The sequence below is a fragment of the Dysosmobacter sp. genome (assembly GCF_052306735.1).
Lineage (GTDB): Bacteria > Bacillota > Clostridia > Oscillospirales > Oscillospiraceae > Oscillibacter.
Window position 1 is genome coordinate 1 of the sequence record NZ_DAWBAJ010000045.1, and the last position, 15,547, is coordinate 15,547.

At 60.1% G+C, this 15,547-nt stretch carries 16 protein-coding genes; 7 read left to right on the forward strand and 9 right to left on the reverse strand.

Going from position 1 to position 15,547, the window contains the following annotated elements:
• A partial coding sequence (locus ACT67G_RS10010) for an acetate/propionate family kinase (protein ID WP_443664136.1) occupies nt 1–1,149 on the forward strand: 1,149 nt, incomplete at its 5' end.
• A 69-nt stretch (nt 1,150–1,218) separates the two neighbouring features.
• Here ACT67G_RS10010 and ACT67G_RS10015 read toward each other — a convergent pair.
• Genes ACT67G_RS10015 through ACT67G_RS10040 form a run of 6 tightly spaced genes read right to left on the reverse strand, consistent with a single transcriptional unit; the run spans nt 1,219 to nt 6,485 of the window.
• Nucleotides 1,219–1,398 (reverse strand): DUF6774 domain-containing protein, encoded by a 180-nt coding sequence (locus ACT67G_RS10015; protein WP_443664137.1) that lies wholly within the window; start codon nt 1,396–1,398, stop codon nt 1,219–1,221.
• Between the two features lie 53 nt (nt 1,399–1,451).
• Nucleotides 1,452–2,645, reverse strand: a complete 1,194-nt coding sequence (locus tag ACT67G_RS10020; protein ID WP_443664138.1) for a DUF2812 domain-containing protein — start codon at nt 2,643–2,645, stop codon at nt 1,452–1,454.
• A gap of 16 nt (nt 2,646–2,661) precedes the next feature.
• The gene (locus ACT67G_RS10025; protein ID WP_443664139.1) at nt 2,662–3,864 is read right to left on the reverse strand and encodes a DUF2812 domain-containing protein; all 1,203 of its coding nucleotides are present in this window, start codon (nt 3,862–3,864) and stop codon (nt 2,662–2,664) included.
• Nucleotides 3,861–5,000, reverse strand: coding sequence for a DUF2812 domain-containing protein (locus ACT67G_RS10030; RefSeq protein ID WP_443664140.1), 1,140 nt, complete (start codon nt 4,998–5,000; stop codon nt 3,861–3,863). Before ACT67G_RS10030 ends, ACT67G_RS10025 begins: the two co-directional genes overlap by 4 nt.
• A 15-nt stretch (nt 5,001–5,015) precedes the next feature.
• Nucleotides 5,016–6,143 carry a DUF2812 domain-containing protein gene (locus ACT67G_RS10035; protein WP_443664141.1) on the reverse strand — a complete coding sequence of 376 codons (1,128 nt, stop codon included), beginning with the start codon at nt 6,141–6,143 and terminating at the stop codon, nt 5,016–5,018.
• A gap of 3 nt (nt 6,144–6,146) precedes the next feature.
• A complete protein-coding gene (locus ACT67G_RS10040) occupies nt 6,147–6,485 on the reverse strand; it encodes a PadR family transcriptional regulator (protein WP_443664142.1) in 339 nt (112 codons plus the stop codon).
• 156 nt (nt 6,486–6,641) lie between these two features.
• Between ACT67G_RS10040 and ACT67G_RS10045 the strand changes: the two genes are divergently transcribed.
• The 6 genes from ACT67G_RS10045 to ACT67G_RS10070 all read left to right on the forward strand — a co-directional run bounded on the left by ACT67G_RS10045 (nt 6,642) and on the right by ACT67G_RS10070 (nt 13,081).
• The gene (locus ACT67G_RS10045; RefSeq protein ID WP_325245471.1) at nt 6,642–7,433 is read left to right on the forward strand and encodes a cell wall hydrolase; all 792 of its coding nucleotides are present in this window, start codon (nt 6,642–6,644) and stop codon (nt 7,431–7,433) included.
• Between the two features lie 117 nt (nt 7,434–7,550).
• Nucleotides 7,551–8,345 carry a TIGR04255 family protein gene (locus ACT67G_RS10050; RefSeq protein WP_325245472.1) on the forward strand — a complete coding sequence of 265 codons (795 nt, stop codon included), beginning with the start codon at nt 7,551–7,553 and terminating at the stop codon, nt 8,343–8,345.
• Nucleotides 8,346–8,554: 209 nt separating this feature from the next.
• Complete coding sequence (gdhA, locus tag ACT67G_RS10055; RefSeq protein ID WP_443664143.1) at nt 8,555–9,904, forward strand: NADP-specific glutamate dehydrogenase; 1,350 nt, start codon at nt 8,555–8,557, stop codon at nt 9,902–9,904.
• Nucleotides 9,905–10,181: 277 nt separating this feature from the next.
• Nucleotides 10,182–11,354 carry a glycosyltransferase family 4 protein gene (locus ACT67G_RS10060; protein ID WP_443664144.1) on the forward strand — a complete coding sequence of 391 codons (1,173 nt, stop codon included), beginning with the start codon at nt 10,182–10,184 and terminating at the stop codon, nt 11,352–11,354.
• Nucleotides 11,355–11,378: 24 nt separating this feature from the next.
• Nucleotides 11,379–11,972, forward strand: coding sequence for a TVP38/TMEM64 family protein (locus tag ACT67G_RS10065; protein WP_443664145.1), 594 nt, complete (start codon nt 11,379–11,381; stop codon nt 11,970–11,972).
• 23 nt (nt 11,973–11,995) lie between these two features.
• The gene (locus ACT67G_RS10070) at nt 11,996–13,081 is read left to right on the forward strand and encodes a glycosyltransferase (protein ID WP_443664146.1); all 1,086 of its coding nucleotides are present in this window, start codon (nt 11,996–11,998) and stop codon (nt 13,079–13,081) included.
• Between the two features lie 133 nt (nt 13,082–13,214).
• On the opposite strand, the gene ACT67G_RS10075 is transcribed toward ACT67G_RS10070, so the two are convergent.
• The 3 genes from ACT67G_RS10075 to ACT67G_RS10085 all read right to left on the reverse strand — a co-directional run.
• A complete protein-coding gene (locus ACT67G_RS10075; RefSeq protein ID WP_443664147.1) occupies nt 13,215–14,072 on the reverse strand; it encodes a DUF3298 domain-containing protein in 858 nt (285 codons plus the stop codon).
• Nucleotides 14,069–14,560: an RNA polymerase sigma factor gene (locus ACT67G_RS10080; protein WP_325247811.1), complete on the reverse strand. Its 492-nt coding sequence runs from the start codon at nt 14,558–14,560 to the stop codon at nt 14,069–14,071. The genes ACT67G_RS10075 and ACT67G_RS10080 overlap by 4 nt, the downstream gene beginning before the upstream one ends.
• Before the next feature lie 165 nt (nt 14,561–14,725).
• On the reverse strand, nt 14,726–15,547 hold an 822-nt coding region (locus ACT67G_RS10085; RefSeq protein WP_443664148.1), incomplete at its 5' end, for a radical SAM protein.

Genomic DNA, 15,547 nt, shown 5'->3' on the forward strand with positions numbered 1-15,547 from the left:
CCCGAGACCGGCGTGCTGCTGGCCAAGGGTCTGTGCGAGCGCATCGGCATCGACGGCAAGTTCACCTATAAGCCCCAGGTGGAGGGCAAGAAGGTGCTGGACGCCGTAGACGTGGCTATGCCCACCCATTCCGAAGCCATCCAGGCAGTGCTGGACGCCCTGGTGGACAAGGACAACGGCGTCATCGGCTCCATGGCCGAGATCGACGCAGTGGGTCACCGCGTGGTGCACGGCGGTGAGGCCTTCAACAAGTCCGTCCTCATCACCGACGAGGTCATGAAGGCTCTGGAGGACTGCATCCCTCTGGCTCCTCTCCACAACCCTGCCAATATCACCGGCATCAACGCCTGCACCTCCGTCATGGGCAAGGATGTGCCTCAGGTGGCTGTGTTCGACACTGCTTTCCATCAGACCATGCCCGCCAAGGCCTACATGTATGCTCTGCCCTATGAGTATTACGAGAACGACAAGGTCCGTCGCTACGGCTTCCACGGCACCTCCCACAAGTATGTGGCCGGCCGTGCCGCCGTTATGCTGGGCAAGAAGCCCGAGGAGCTTAAGCTGATCTCCTGCCACCTGGGCAACGGCTCCTCCGTCACCGCCATCGACGGCGGCAAGAGCGTGGACACCTCCATGGGCTTCACTCCTCTGGCCGGTCTCCCCATGGGCACCCGCTCCGGCGATCTGGATGCCGGCATCCTGCAGTATATCATGAACAAGTACAACATGAATATCGATGAGATGCTCAACATCCTCAACAAGAAGTCCGGCGTTCAGGGTGTCTCCGGCGTCTCCTCTGACTTCCGCGATCTGGAGAATGCCCACAAGGAGGGCAACGAGCGGGCCGGCCTGGCTGTAGACATGTTCAACTACGGCGTCAAGAAGCTCATCGGCGCCTATGCCGCTGCCATGGGCGGAGTGGATGCCATCATCTTCACTGCCGGCGTGGGCGAGAACTCCGCCTCTCAGCGGATGGCCATTGCCTCCGGTCTGGAATTCATGGGCGTGAAGATGGACGCTGAGGCCAACAACACCCGGGGTAAGGAAGCTGTCATCTCCGCCGCCGACTCCAAGGTGAAGGTTCTGCTGATTCCGACCAACGAGGAGCTCATGATCGCCATGGACACCGCCGCCATCGTCAAGGGCTGAGAATTTTCAAATTTATAATCAAAACACCAGGGCCGCAGGCAAATGCCTGCGGCCCTGGTGTTTTCCCTATCACGTCTCCGCTCCCGTAGAGGTGGTACCCGTCTCGTCCAGCTCCCGCAGGGCGGAGATGGTACCCAGGGTGGTTCCCAGCTGGGTCAGCAGAAGCGCCGCCCGGGCCAATTCCTCTGCCGAAAGGCTTCGGGCTATGGACAGCGCCTCAATGGCAGCGCTCTGTTCCAGCGCGTCCACGGCCATCCCTCCCCTCTTTAGGACAGTCTATGCGCAGGAAGGGGCTGGCTTGCTCACTTTTCTGCCAGAAGTCCGGCGAAATAGTCTCCTTGTGTGCGCAGGTCGGTCTGGCCGGTGTATGTGAGCAGCAGCGCGCAATTTTCACGGCGGGCCACCACACACTGGAAGCCATCCTCCCCGGTAAAATCCCCTTTGCCGGCACTCCACCAGAAGTCGTCTAATCCGGGGACCTCCATCTGTGCCACCCGATCTTCACTTCCATACCGCTTCAGTGTGTACAGCAGATCCTCTTCCACCCGCTCCGCCAGCTTCTCCGTACGCATACAGTAATAGTCCGTGCTGGCAAACATCCAGCGGCCATCCGGCAGGCACGTTGACTGATGGGTCCAGTACATCTGCGGTGCCGGCCACAGGGACTTGCCCTCTGCGGAAAAAGAACGCAGCTCCTCCAGGCCGTCCAGCTCCCGCAGGTCCGCATACACCACCTCCGGCAGGACGGCCTGACCGCCCTCTTCCATGGCAGGGGTGGTAAAGCGCAGGCTAGTGCCGCTATGCAGGAAATAAACTGCCACATAAATCACGATCGACAGGATCTTGACGCTCTGCGTCACATATTTCTTCAGCTTCCAGGGGCAGGGGCGTTTCAGGGGCATCCCGGCGTTCAGGGATCGCAGCAGCCGGCGCATCTGCCGCACATCCAGCACTTCCAAAAAGAGCCCGTACCCCAAAACGATTACCAAGAGGATCCACTCCCCCGGCAGGGCACGCTGCAGCTGATTGATTAACGGCGTGTCTCCGGCGCCCCAAATCCAGGGATAGAGGAAGATCACCACAAGCAAAAGCAGGATTCCCGGCAAGCGCAGCAGACGGAGGCGCATCTTCCGACGAAGATAGCCATACCCCATCCCCTGAACCACCGGATCCGTGTCCAGCTCCGGGGCGGTGGGGTCGTCGCACTGCCAGACGTGAAATGTCCCTGCCAGGGTACAGACATACTCCCACCCCATCTCCTGATAGGTCTCCATCATCTCCCTCTTTGGCCGTCCCTCTTCCCGCAGCAGAGGCTGGAACCGATAGCGGCAGGGGGCCGCTCCCTCCCAATGGAAGATGCCATAAAGGCCTTTAAACCGGATCAGGCGGTACCCCTCCCGGGCCCGCTCCTCCAACCAAGATTCCAGCGCCGCCACATCATAGGTCCCCACAGGACGCAGTTCCTTATATTCCTGCTTTTTCCGCAGCTCCGACATATCCCATTTCTCCTCTCTACTGCTGCAAAAGCCCGGCCAAATAGTCCCCGGCGGTGCGCAGGTCGGTTTGTCCCTCATACTCCACCAGCAGCACCTGCCGTCCCAGCCGGGCCACGGCATACTGGTAATACTGGTCCTCCCCCCACCAGAGGCCATCGAGGTCATCGGTCTCCACCGCCGTCAGGGCGGGGTGTCCGTCCACTCCAAAAGAGGCAATCCGCCTCTGCGTCAGTTCCTTCGCCAGCTGCCTGGACAAACCCTCCGTCAGCAGACGGTAGTAGGTGGTCTCTACCCAGGATTCCACCGGGTAGGAGTCTCCCTTTCCGACTCCAAGAGACCGCTGCCGGGTCTCGTACATCCGGGGACACAGCTCCTGGACCTTGGTTCGGCAGCCCCAGAACTCCGTCTTCTCCGCTCCCTCCAGAGCCGCCAGATCCACATAGACCACACCGGATCCCGGGTCATGATAACTGTCTCCGGCGTCCCAGCCCTCTTTCAAGCTGCTGCCATTCATTGTGGAAAAGCCGCTGAAAAAATGCAGGAAAAGCATCCATCCCAGCGCAACTGCCAAGACCCGGGCCAACCACTTCTGGTGCCGGTAGGGCCGGGGACGCTCCAAGGGGATCCCGGTGCAGAGGAACCGCAGCAGCCGGCGCATACTGAGCACCTGACAGACCATAAGCGCCACTACCAATACCGCCGCCAGCGTCCCCGCAGTCAGCTGTCCCGGTGCAAAATCCTCCAAGGTATCCAGCAAAGGCGTGGATGCCAACCCGGAGAGAAGCAGATACTCCCCAGCCAGCACTGTCAGCAGCACCAGATCCAGCACGATGTTCCGGTGCATCTTCCGCCGGAGATACCGGTATCCCATCCCCTGGACCACCGGGTCCGTATCCAGCTCCGGGGCGGTGGGATCCTCACACCGCCAGACGTGGAAGGTGCCCGGGATGGTCCCGGCATACTCCCACCCCAGCTCCCGGTAGGCTTCCGCCATCTCCTCCGGCGGCCGCTTCTCCTTTTTGGACAGGGGCTGCATTCGGTACCGACAGGTGAAAGGCTCCGCCTTTTCAAAAACGCCGCTCCACCCTGTCATACCCACCAGACGGTAGCCCTGATGGGCCATGTCCTCCAGCCAGGTCTCGTTGGCCGCCACATCATAAACGTTGGCGGGCCGCAGCTCTTTATATTGCGCATCCTTTACAAAGCGTTCTTCCGTCATGACTGCGGCACCTCTCCAAATCGCTCCAGGGCATCGGCAAACACATCCAACTTTTGGCGTAGATCCAGGCTCCCGTCATACTGGTATTCCAGCAGCTGTCCCCCGCTGCGGAGGAGCAGGAACTGCACGCCGCTGTCAAAGCGGAACAGCCACACCCCGTCCAGGACCGGGTGGGAAAGCGTCTCCAGCCGCCCCTCCCACTCTGCCGACTCCTCCACCCAGGCCGCTGCCATCCGCTCCGCCTGGAAGGGCAGCCACATGCGGTAATACTTCGTCAAGACAAAGGGCGGCTGGTCAAAGTCCCCCTCACTGCTCCACCAGGATTCCCGGGCGGCAAAGTTCCGAATGCGCAGAGCCTCTGCTTCCCGGCAGGGCGGTTGGTCTCCCAACTCCGCCAGGGACACATAGGGCACCGGCTGGCCGAAGTTCTCTACGGGCTCAAAAGGCCGGGACGAGGGCTGGAACAACAGTATCACCCGGGACAGGAAGAACACCGCCCATACTGCCAGGACCAAAGTGGAAAGTGCCCTGGCCCCCCGGTAGGGTCTGCGGTGGGGTTGGGGTACGCCGATCCGCAGAGCCCGAATATACCGCCGCAGGCACCAATCCGTATAAACCGCCGCAGGCACAACGGCTGCCACGGCCGCCCAGCCAAGGAGGGTAGACCACCAGGGCGTCCAGTGGTCCACCTCACGGAGCAAAGAGGTCCCGGAACAGAACGTCCATGCCAGAAGCGCCAAAATATATGCCAACAGGATGGCCCAGATGCGAAAGCCCCTGCGCTCCATCCGCAGCAGGAAGTGATAGGCACCTCCCTCTGTCTCCGCCTCCGTGAACAGCTCCGGGGTCTCCGGATCGTCGCAGCGCCAGATGTGGAAACTCTTCCGGATTGTGCAGACATACTGCCAGCCCAGTTCCTCATACAGCTCCCGCCGGTGCTGATCCGGGGCTTTCTCTTTTTGGATCATGGGCTCCAACCGGTACCGGACCGCTTTGGGCTCGCCCCGGTCAAATACCGGCAGGATGGTATACTCCGAGAGGAATTCTCCTTTGGCAGCCTGATCCTCCAGCCACGCCTGGACAGCCGGGATATCATAGGGGAATACCGCCAGGTGCAGTCTTGTTCCGCTGTTCATACAGGCCCCTCCTCTCTACTGCAACTCCGCCAGCACAGCGGCGTAGTCGTCCAGATGGTCCGCCACCCCTTTTACGCCGAAGGCCCCCACATAGATCACCGCTTTTCCCCGGCAGGCAATGAGGAAGGTATTGTACTGCGTCCGGGCCAATGTCACATAGTCCATGCCCGGGACCTCCGGCTCTGTAAACTCTGCCTCCGGCCAGGCCGCCCGGACCTGTTCCACCTGCTCAACGTAGAGGGGCTCCGCCAGGGCGGAAAATCTCAGCGAGTAATACTCACTGAGGATCCGGGGCTCCCCGCTGCCGCTGTAGGTCTCCCAGAGATCGCTGTGGATTGGGGATAAAAACGAGGGATTCTCCAGGTGGACATCCGAGCTTTGCCGGCTCTCATCCAATGCGGGGTCCAGCTGATAGCCCATCAGGCGGGGCGGCTCCGTATCATGCTGCGCGCTGGAAATCCCCAGCTGCCAGAAGGGATAACCCAGCCAGAGGACATAGAAAATCATCAGGAGTGCGGTGCCCACCGCGGCCCGGCGGCGGTTCTTCTTCCAATCTCCTGTGTGAGTCCGGGGGAATCCCGCCGCCATCTGGCGGCGCATGCGGCGCAAGCCCCCCAGCGCCCGCACCGTCTCCCACGCCAGCCAAGGCAGCAGCACAGCGGCAAACACGATCTCCGCATCGGTTCCCAGAATCAGATCCTCCACCGGGGTCTCCGACCGGAGCAGCCGGAGGGCAAACAGCCCTACGCAACCCAGCAGAAACAGCCAGCTGAGCACCAGCCCCCGCCGGGTCTTTTTCAGCAGCTTTTCCACCAGCCAGTTCTCCGCCACCGGATCCGTCTGCAGCTCCGGGGCAGCCGGATCCAGGCAGTAAAAGATCAAAAACTCTCCCATGGAGCACAGGCGCCGCCAGCCCAGCTGGGCATAGAGCTCCTCCGCCGCCTCCTGCTGATCTTGCCTCCGGCCCCCCAGAGGTTCCAGCCGGAACCGGCAGGGCCGGGGCTCCCAGCGCTCAAAGGTTGCAAAATGTCCGCCGCACTTTTCCAGAAGCCAGCCCTCCGCCGCCATATCCTCCAGCCAGTTCTCCATCATGCCCATGTCCCAGCGATTGTCCGGGATCAGACGCCGAATACGGTTTTTCATGCCTCACTCCCCCTCCCGTTCGCCATCCGCCACGCAAAGGCGCAGCCGGCTGAGTTCCTGCCGGAACAGGGCCCGGCCACGGTCCGTGATGGCATAGGTGCGCTTGCGGCCCTCCACTGCTGTTTCCACAATGAGGCCTTCCTCCTGGAACTTGGCCAGGATCGTATATAGGGTCCCTGGGCCCAGAGGTACCCGGCCCACCGTGGTATCATCCACGTACTGCACGATTTCCGCGCCGCATCGCTCCTGATGCAGCAGAGAAAGCAGCACGTAAAACATGCTCTCCGTCAGCACCTTCAGCGGCTCCTTGGCCACGGCCTTCACCTCCCAATATCGAGACACGATATTCTCTGATTACAGAGTAATATCGTGTCTCGATATTGTCAAGCACTTTCTTCCAAAGCAGCAGTTTCCTCTGCTGACAGGTTTTGTGGGTTGTCTCTTTTGCCAGTTTTCTGTATTATTTTTTGTGACACTTCACAAGAGAGGACGAATTACATGAAAAAGCGAATCCTATGCGGACTGTTGTCCGCCGCCCTGCTTGCGTGTACAATGCCTGCCCAAGCCGCCAGAACCACTGTCCCCGTTCAGATCGACGGGGAACGGCTCCAGGCAGTCTCCTACCTGGAGCGTGGCGTCACCTATGTCCCTATGCGCACCTTTTTGGAATCCCTGGGAGATTGGAGCATCTGGTGGGACGCCGGCGCTGGAGAGGCGGCGGCGGTCTCCGGCTCCACCTCCCTCCGGGCCGATCCGGCAGCGGATACCGTCACCATCCGGGGCAAATCTTATACCGGGAAGGTCTGGGTGGAAAACGGCCGGACGTACATCCCCCTGCGCATTGTCATCACCGCCCTGGGCGGCCAGGTGGCCTGGGACCGCTACATGAGCGGCGCGGCTGTCACCTCCCCGGGGGCGGAGCATGACGCCTCGGATCTCTACTGGCTCAGCCGCATCATCCACGCCGAGGCACAGGGTGAGCCCCTCACCGGCAAAACGGCCGTGGGCAATGTGGTAATGAATCGAGTGGAGAGCACGGACTTCCCCTCCACAATCCCCGGGGTAATTTTTGACCGGGTAAACGGCGTGCAGTTTCAGCCCACTGCCAACGGTGCCATCTTCAACACACCTTCGGAAAAATCCCTGGATGCTGCCCGGCAGGCTTTGAATGGTGTAAAGCCGGTGGGTGAATCTTTATACTTTTACGCCCCCGCCCTTTCCCAAGGAGCCTGGATCACCGCCAACCGGGTCTATTACACCACCATCGGCGGTCACCGCTTCTATCTGTAAACCAGGGAATTTGACTTTTCCCAGGCCAGCAGTTACAATAATGGATACGGAATAAACCGTTTCGCGGTTTATTCGCACGGTGCAAGCCGTGCATCTGAAGATAAAGGAGTCCTACCCATGCTCTTTGATCAGCGTCCCAGAATCCATTACCGCGCTGCACCGGCCCGTGAGGTCATCTGCCAGCTGCGTTTTCCTACCATTCTCTCCATCAACAATGTGGAGCCCGCCGACTTTCAGGAGGCGATCCGGGATCAGTTCCCCCAGTACGCCCGCCGGCAGGATCAGCCCGCCCCAAAAGTCACCGGACTGGGCGGCCCCTCTCCCCGGGTGGAGCAGCAAGCTCCCATCACCAACTATCACTTTCTCTCCGCCGATGGGCAGTGGAAGCTGAACCTGACGGAAAACTTCATTGCCCTGTCCACACTGGGCTATCCCGGCTGGGAGGAATTTGCCCGCCAGCTGGACCGCCCCCTGGCGGAGTTCATCCGGCTTTATAAGCCCGCCTTTTTCCAGCGGGTGGGACTGCGGTATGTGAATCTCTTTTCCAGGCAGGCGCTGAATCTGGAGGGTACCCCCTGGTCGGAACTCATTGCTCCCGCCTACGTGGGGCCTTTAAGGGAGCCGGATGTGCGGGAAGATCAGGTTTTGAACCTGGGCTGTGATCTGCAGATCAAGCTGGATTCCAGCTGCCAGGCCAAGATCCACGCCGGTCCCGGCCGGATTAAGAGCAACCGGCCTGACGCGCCTCAGGATCCGGAAGTTAAGTTTATCCTGGACATGGATCTGTCCATGGGTGGAAACACCCCCTGCACCCTGGCGGCAGGCGCCCTGGAAACCCTCCACGGCCACGCGGACCGGGTGTTTGAGGGAGCCATTACGGATACCCTGCGGGAAGCTCTGGATCCCGTATAATTACGCATAATTTCCTGCATAAAGCAGCCGGTAAAATGTGGAAAACCTGCATTTTACCGGCTGTTTGTGATTTCTACACGAAAACGAATGTCTTTGTGGGGCGAATTTGGGAAAGATTTAACATTGCGCTAAAGCAGTGAAGTTCGGTATCCTTATTATACTGTGTAAAAGGTTTCTGGGAAACCAAATTGGAAATGAGGGATACTGGTATGTTAAAAAGCGAATATCTGCAGCGGGTCTACTCCCAGGTAGTTACCCGGGATCCCGACCAGCGGGAATTCCATCAGGCGGTTCTGGAAGTGCTGGAAAGCCTGGATCTGATCGTTGACAAGCACCCCGAGTACGAGCAGCACGGTATCATCGAAGCCTTTGTGGAGCCGGAGCGCATGATTTCCTTCCGGGTGCCCTGGATGGATGATGAGGGCCATGTACATATCAACCGCGGCTACCGCATCCAGTTCAGTTCCGCCATCGGCCCCTACAAGGGCGGCCTGCGGTTCCATCCCACGGTAAACCTGTCTATTCTGAAATTCCTGGGCTTTGAGCAGATCCTCAAAAACAGCCTGACCGGCCTGCCCATGGGCGGCGCCAAGGGCGGCGCCGACTTCGACCCCAAGGGCCGCAGCGACGACGAGGTCATGCGTTTTTGCCAGAGCTTCATGACGGAGCTCAACCGCCACATCGGCCAGTTCGTGGATGTGCCCGCCGGTGACATCGGCGTGGGCGCCCGGGAAATCGGTTTCCTGTTCGGCCAGTACCGCCGGATCCGCGGCAGCTATGACGCCGGCGTCCTCACCGGCAAGGGCCTGGCCTTCGGCGGTTCCCTGGCCCGGACTGAGGCCACCGGTTACGGCCTTTGCTACCTGACGGAGGAGATGCTCAAGTGCATGAAGGGCGACAGCCTGGCCGGCAAGACCGTGGTGATCTCCGGCTCCGGCAATGTGGCCATCTTCGCCACGGAGAAGGCCATGCAGCTGGGTGCCAAGGTGGTGGCCCTCAGCGACTCTAACGGCTATATCCATGATCCCCACGGCATCCGGCTGGATGTGGTGAAGGACATCAAGCTGGGCCACCGCGGCCGCATCAAGGAATATGCGGAGCGTGTTCCCGGCAGTGTGTATCACGAGGGCTTCCGGGGAATCTGGACCATCCCCTGCGACGTGGCTCTGCCCTGCGCCACCCAGAACGAGATCGACGGCGATATGGCCCAGACCATTGTGAAGAACGGCTGCATGGCTGTAGCAGAGGGCGCCAATATGCCCTGCCGTCCCGAGGCCATCCGGGTGTTCCAGGACGCCGGGCTGCTGTTTGCTCCCGCCAAGGCGGCCAACGCCGGCGGCGTGGCCACCAGCGGTCTGGAGATGAGCCAGAACAGCATGCGCTTCTCCTGGACCTTCGAGGAAGTGGACAGCAAGCTCAAGACCATTATGACCAATATCTTCCACAACATCTACGATGCCTCTGTGGAATGCGGCGTCCCCGGCGACCTGGTGGTGGGCGCGAACATTGCAGGCTTCCTGAAAGTTGCCGGCGTTATGCTGGCTCAGGGCCTGATCTGATGAATGACCGGCGCACGATTTCGTGCGCCGGTTTTTTTTGCGGACTTTTGAAGAAATCAGGTATTCCGCCTCGTATCAATGAGCAAGACAACCGTAACATCCCGTGCATTTCCCGCTCTTATTTGTAAAGGAGACGGAAAATGTTGCAAAACCATGAATTTTACAGGAGGACGATTGACAAGCAAACATGGATTCTGTATGCTATAACCGTACTAGATGAACTAATACGGTTGATACAGTTGTTGTGTGCCGTCCAGGAGCGGCAAGGAGAGAGTGTATGAAAATTCTGATTACATCAGACTGGTATGCCCCCACCGTCAATGGGGTGGTGACATCTGTCTTAAACCTGCAGCGTGGGCTGGAGGCTATGGGCCACGAGGTTCGGATCCTGACCTTGTCCGAAACCGCCCACTCCCGCACAGAGGGGCCGGTTACGGCCATCGGCGCCATCGGCGCCGGGCGCATCTATCCCGGTGCCCGTCTGCGCGCCGCTCCCGGGACGGAGCTCTTACAGGAGCTGGCGGCTTGGAAGCCGGATATCATCCATACCCAGTGTGAGTTCTCCACGTTTTTGATGGCCCGCAAGCTCTCCGCTCTCACCGGCGCTCCCATGGTGCACACCTACCACACCATGTACGAGGACTATACCCACTACTTTTCCCCCAGCCGCCGGTGGGGCCGCAAGGCCGTGTCCGTCTTCTCCCGGTGGGTGGTGAACCAGACTGCCTGTGTCATCGCCCCCACCGTGAAAGTGCGCCGTCTGCTGGAGGGCTATCAGGTGAACCGCCCCATCCATGTGATTCCCACCGGTATCGATCTGAGCCGCTTCTGCCGCCCGGTGGATGAGATCCAGCTGAATGTGCTGCGCCGCAGCCTGGGTATCCCCGCAGAGGCCTTTGTGATGGTATATGTGGGCCGCCTGGCCGAGGAGAAGAACATCAGCGAACTGCTCCACCAGACTGCCGCCCTTTCCGATCCCAGCGTCCGGCTGCTGCTGGTGGGAGACGGTCCCTACCGCACCTCCCTGGAATCCCAGGTGCAGGCGCTGGGGCTTACGGAACAGGTGATTTTCACCGGAATGATTCCCCCGGATCAGGTGGCGGACTATTACCGGCTGGGCAATGTGTTCGTCAGTGCCTCCTCCAGCGAGACCCAGGGGCTGACCTATCTGGAAGCCCTCTCCTCCGGCGTACCGGCCCTGTGCCGCCGGGATGAATGCCTGGAAGGTATCATCCGGGACGGGTTCAACGGCTGGCAGTATCAGGACAGCGCCCAGTTCCGCAAGCACCTGCAAAAACTCATGGAAGATCCCGCGCTTGGTGTCCAGATGGGACGCAGCGCCGCGGAACTGGCCCAGCAGTCGTTTTCCTATCAGGCCTTTGCCTCCCGGGTAGCCGCCGTCTATGAACAGGTATTGGGCGTCCATCCCCGCTCTGCCGGAGCTGCCTGATTCCAAGCATAAGGAGACCAAGCCATGCCCAAATTCATCAACAAGACCACCATCAATATCTGCTCAGCCGTAGGCGTCGTTTTGTGCGTGCTGTTTGTTGCCTACGGCCTGAAGCATCAGCTTTTCACCTCCCAGGACGCCCTGCGCCAGTTCGTGGGGGCCTGGGGCGTGCTGGGCATTGCCGCCTTCATTCTCTTTCAGGCGGTGCAGGTGGTGATCCCCATTCTGCCCGGCGGGCTGGGCTGCCTTGCCGGCGTGGTACTCTTCGGTCCCTGGATGGGCTTTGCCTATAACTATACCGGTATCTGCCTGGGGTCCCTGGCCGCCTTTGCCCTGGCGCGCCTCTACGGAAAGCCCGTTTTATCCGTGTTGTTCCGCCAGGAAACCATTCAGAAATACGAGGCCTGGACAGACCGTCACTTTGACCGCTGGTTTGCCGCCGCCATTTTCTTCCCGGTGGCACCGGACGATTTCCTGTGCTGGCTGGCCGGCACCACCCGTATGACCCTGCGGCGGTTTTCCGCCATCATCCTGCTGGGAAAACCCGCCTCTATCGCGTTGTACAGCATCGGCCTCAACGTGATCTTTCGGTGGATCTCCGGCTTGTTTCCCGCCTGAGCGCGGAGATTGGAGGCATATTTATGAGCGTACAGCTGTATACTGGCTCGCTGTCCCTGGTGCGCAAAAGCGGCGTGGGACGGGCCGTGGAGCACCAGAGAGAGATGCTGCGCCGCAGCGGCATCGACGTGACCGTCCGTCCGTCTCCGGACGCCCGGGTGGTTCACTGCAACACCGTGTTCCCCGATTCCCTGGCCGCCGCCCTGTGGGCGAAGCTGCGGGGAAAAAAGGTGGTTTTCTACGGCCACTCCACCATGGAGGATTTCCGGGATTCCTTCCGGGGCTCCAATTTCCTGGCGCCGCTGTTCCGGCGCTGGATCATGCTCTGCTACAACCGGGGTGATGTGGTCATCACCCCCACCGAGTACTCCCGCCGCCTGCTGACGGACTACGGGGTCCGCCGCCCGGTCTATGCCCTGAGCAATGGCGTGGACACCGGGTTCTTTGCCCCCTCTCAGGAGCGCCGCCAGGCCTTTCGGGCCCAGTATGGCCTGCGGGAAGAGGACAAGGTGGTTATGTCCGTAGGACACACCATTGCTCGCAAGGGCCTGCCTGAGTTTGTCCAGCTGGCTCGTTCCCTGCCGGATGTGCGCTTTTTCTGGTTCGGTCACACGCCCCCGGAGCTGATTCCCCGGAACATTCGGGAAGCCATGGACAATGCTCCGGAGAACCTCTGCTTCCCGGGCTTTGTGGAGCGGGAGGAACTGCGGGATGCCTACTGCGGCTGCGACGTCTTTGCCTTTTTGTCCCACGAGGAGACGGAGGGCATCGTGGTACTGGAAGCTCTGGCCTGCGGCATCCCAGTGGTGCTGCGGGACATCCCCGTCTATGAGGGATGGCTGACCCACGGCGTACAGGTCTACAAGGCCGGAGACGACGCCCAGGTTCTCCGGGAAGTGTCGGGTTTGCTGGACGGCTCTCTCCCCTCCCTGGCCGAAGCGGGCCTGCAAACGGCCCGGAGCCGGAGCCTGGAGGCTATGGGAGCCCTGCTCAGAGGCATCTACGAAAAGGAACACCTCCCTTACGATACCCCCGCCCAGCTTCTGCCGGATCAACTGGCCAGGAGGCAGGCGGCTATGCTCCCGGGCAGCCGACACTGGATGGGATAATAGGACTCTCTGTCATACATCCATGGATACTGGTGCCCCTAAGGGGCACCGGTATTTTTCACAGAATCAAACGAGGCGGACGCAATGCGTCCGCCTCGTTCAGCTGGCAATTCGGCAATGTTTTGATGTTGAATTATTTCTCGATGGGGAACTCCACCGCGCCGGCAGCACCGGCGGCGATGGAATAGCGGGGGAACACCACCACAGGCACACCATCGTCCCGGATATAGAACGAGGTGTTCTCATCCACAGTGGTGAAACCGCCCTGGTCCGCAGAGAAGAAGTAGGTGAAGCCATCCTCATCCACGCTGGCATCGATCTGTGCCTGAATGGCGGTATTGCAGATGTTCACCCAATCCTCGCCCAGGAGATCTTTCAGGGTGATATCCCGGTCGTTCTCCAGATCCAGGTTGTAGAAATACTGCTGGTTATAGGCATTGAAGGAACCCTGGAACAGATCCACCACAAAGGATACGGTGGTGGACGTCTGACTCTTGATCTCATAGTCCACGATGACATCCATCTGCCGCTGTTCCCATTCCTCCTCGGTGCCGCCGGTGGCCAGGAATGCCTCCTTATATTCCGCGAAGAGTTCCTTGGTCTCGGCCAGGTGCTGATCCACCCGCTCCTGGATCTCGGCATTCACCTTGTCCGCCAGATCACTGTCCGCCTCGATCTCCGGCACGGAGACCTGGTAATTGGTCTGACCCTGGGTGGTCTCATAGCTGCGGACGGTCAGTACCTGAAACACTCCGCCCAGCACCGGCACGTCGGCAGCAGCGGCTGCAAACGTCGGGGACAGATTCAGTCCGCCCAGCAGCAGGGCAAAGCAGGCTGCCACGGTACCCACAGAGCGCCACGCCCGGCGGGCACCCACGCTCCGGCGGTGTGCTGCCTTTCCCTGGCGGATCCCGGCCTGGACACGGTCCGCCAATTCTTCGGGGATGGGAATCTGCTCATAATCATTTTTCGCGCTGGTCCACTTATTCATAAAATTTCCACTCCTTCCATAGACACCCTGAGCTTCTTCAAACCCGTATACAAGCGAGTCTTGACCGTACTCAGGTTCCAGCCGGTGACGGCGCTGATCTCCTTGAGAGACAGTTCCTCGTAAAACCGCAGCTTTACAATGGTCTGGATCTCCGGCGGCAGGGCATCCACCCTGCGGGAGAGCGTATCGTCTGCCGGCAGCGGATCTTCATAGCTGCCGCAGTCCAGGGCATCGGGGGGCACAAAGGTCACCCGCTTACGCTGGCGCAGCAGGTCTGTACAAGTATTTACCAAAATGCGGTAAAACCAAGTACGAAGGGCCTCCGGCTCATGCAGGCTATCTTGTTTTTCCAGTGCCCTGCAGACAGCAGTCTGTACTGCGTCCAGAGCCTCTTCCCTGTCTTTGAGATAGCTGTAAGCCAGACGGTAAAACCGCGCCTGGTTTTCCACAAGGAAAGCAGTTAATTGATCTTCCGGAATTCGTGCCACAATGAGGATCCTTTCTTCTCATTCTGTCTATTAGACGCATCAGCCACGGAAAAAGTTTTACAATTTCCGTTCCACAAACTGGAATTTTTATTAAGAAGGAAAAAGCCCCGGCGCATGCGCTGCATACGCCGGGGCCGTTTTCAGTTTTCGGAAGCGGTCTGATTCTCAAAGGCCCCGCCAGGCCTCCGGCCGCAGGCGGCTGAGGTCGTGCTCCGCCGCGTCGATGGTGCGCAGCATGGCCTCCTGGTCCTGATTGAGGGTACCCTTGAGCACCAGGTAGTTGCTGGCGTGATTCATACGGAACACACTGCCGGGGCTGTCCAGGTTCTCCACCAGGAGGCGGGTCTCCTCCAGGACCTGAGGCTGGGTGAGCAGTTGGAACTTTCCGGTGTGGACCCAGTCATAGAGGGGGGTCTCCGGCTCCACCATCAGCGTCAGCATGCCGATATACTCCGGATTCATGGCGTTGAAGGCTTTGGCGGTCTCCACAGCGTGGGACTCCAGCAGTTCCGGGCCGCCCAGGCCGGTGATGGCGGTGACGGAGAGGGCGATGCCGTTTTTGCGGACCTTCTGCCCCATCTCCACGATCTCCGCGGCCTTGTGTCCCTTGTTCATCAGCTCCAGCACCTGATCGCAGCCGGACTCCAGGCCCATGTAGACCATGGTGAGTCCTTTCTCCCGCAGGGTGCGCAGCTCCTCATCCGTCCGGATGCGGATGCTGGCGGGAGAGGCATAGCTGGTGACCCGCTGGCACTCCGGGAACAGCTCCCGAATGGTATCGAGGATGGTGTAGAGCTCCGCCGCCCGGCGCACCAGGGCGTCACCATCCGCCAGGAAGATCTTATCCACATACGGATAGACCTGCCGGGCCATGCGGAAGTCCTCCAGCACCTCATCCAGCGGCCGCAGGGCGAAGCGTTTTTCCTTGTACATGCTGCAAAAGGCGCAGGTATTGTGGCTGCACCCGTAGGTCACCTGGACGATGAG

Coding starts and splice junctions, on each gene's coding strand:
- gdhA (WP_443664143.1), top strand. CDS start 8,555: ATGTTAAAAAGCGAATATCTGCAGCGGGTCTACTCCCAGGTAGTTACC.
- ACT67G_RS10025 (WP_443664139.1), bottom strand. CDS start 3,864: ATGACGGAAGAACGCTTTGTAAAGGATGCGCAATATAAAGAGCTGCGG.
- ACT67G_RS10075 (WP_443664147.1), bottom strand. CDS start 14,072: ATGAATAAGTGGACCAGCGCGAAAAATGATTATGAGCAGATTCCCATC.
- ACT67G_RS10050 (WP_325245472.1), top strand. CDS start 7,551: ATGCTCTTTGATCAGCGTCCCAGAATCCATTACCGCGCTGCACCGGCC.
- ACT67G_RS10060 (WP_443664144.1), top strand. CDS start 10,182: ATGAAAATTCTGATTACATCAGACTGGTATGCCCCCACCGTCAATGGG.
- ACT67G_RS10065 (WP_443664145.1), top strand. CDS start 11,379: ATGCCCAAATTCATCAACAAGACCACCATCAATATCTGCTCAGCCGTA.
- ACT67G_RS10035 (WP_443664141.1), bottom strand. CDS start 6,143: ATGAAAAACCGTATTCGGCGTCTGATCCCGGACAATCGCTGGGACATG.
- ACT67G_RS10020 (WP_443664138.1), bottom strand. CDS start 2,645: ATGTCGGAGCTGCGGAAAAAGCAGGAATATAAGGAACTGCGTCCTGTG.
- ACT67G_RS10030 (WP_443664140.1), bottom strand. CDS start 5,000: ATGAACAGCGGAACAAGACTGCACCTGGCGGTATTCCCCTATGATATC.
- ACT67G_RS10045 (WP_325245471.1), top strand. CDS start 6,642: ATGAAAAAGCGAATCCTATGCGGACTGTTGTCCGCCGCCCTGCTTGCG.
- ACT67G_RS10070 (WP_443664146.1), top strand. CDS start 11,996: ATGAGCGTACAGCTGTATACTGGCTCGCTGTCCCTGGTGCGCAAAAGC.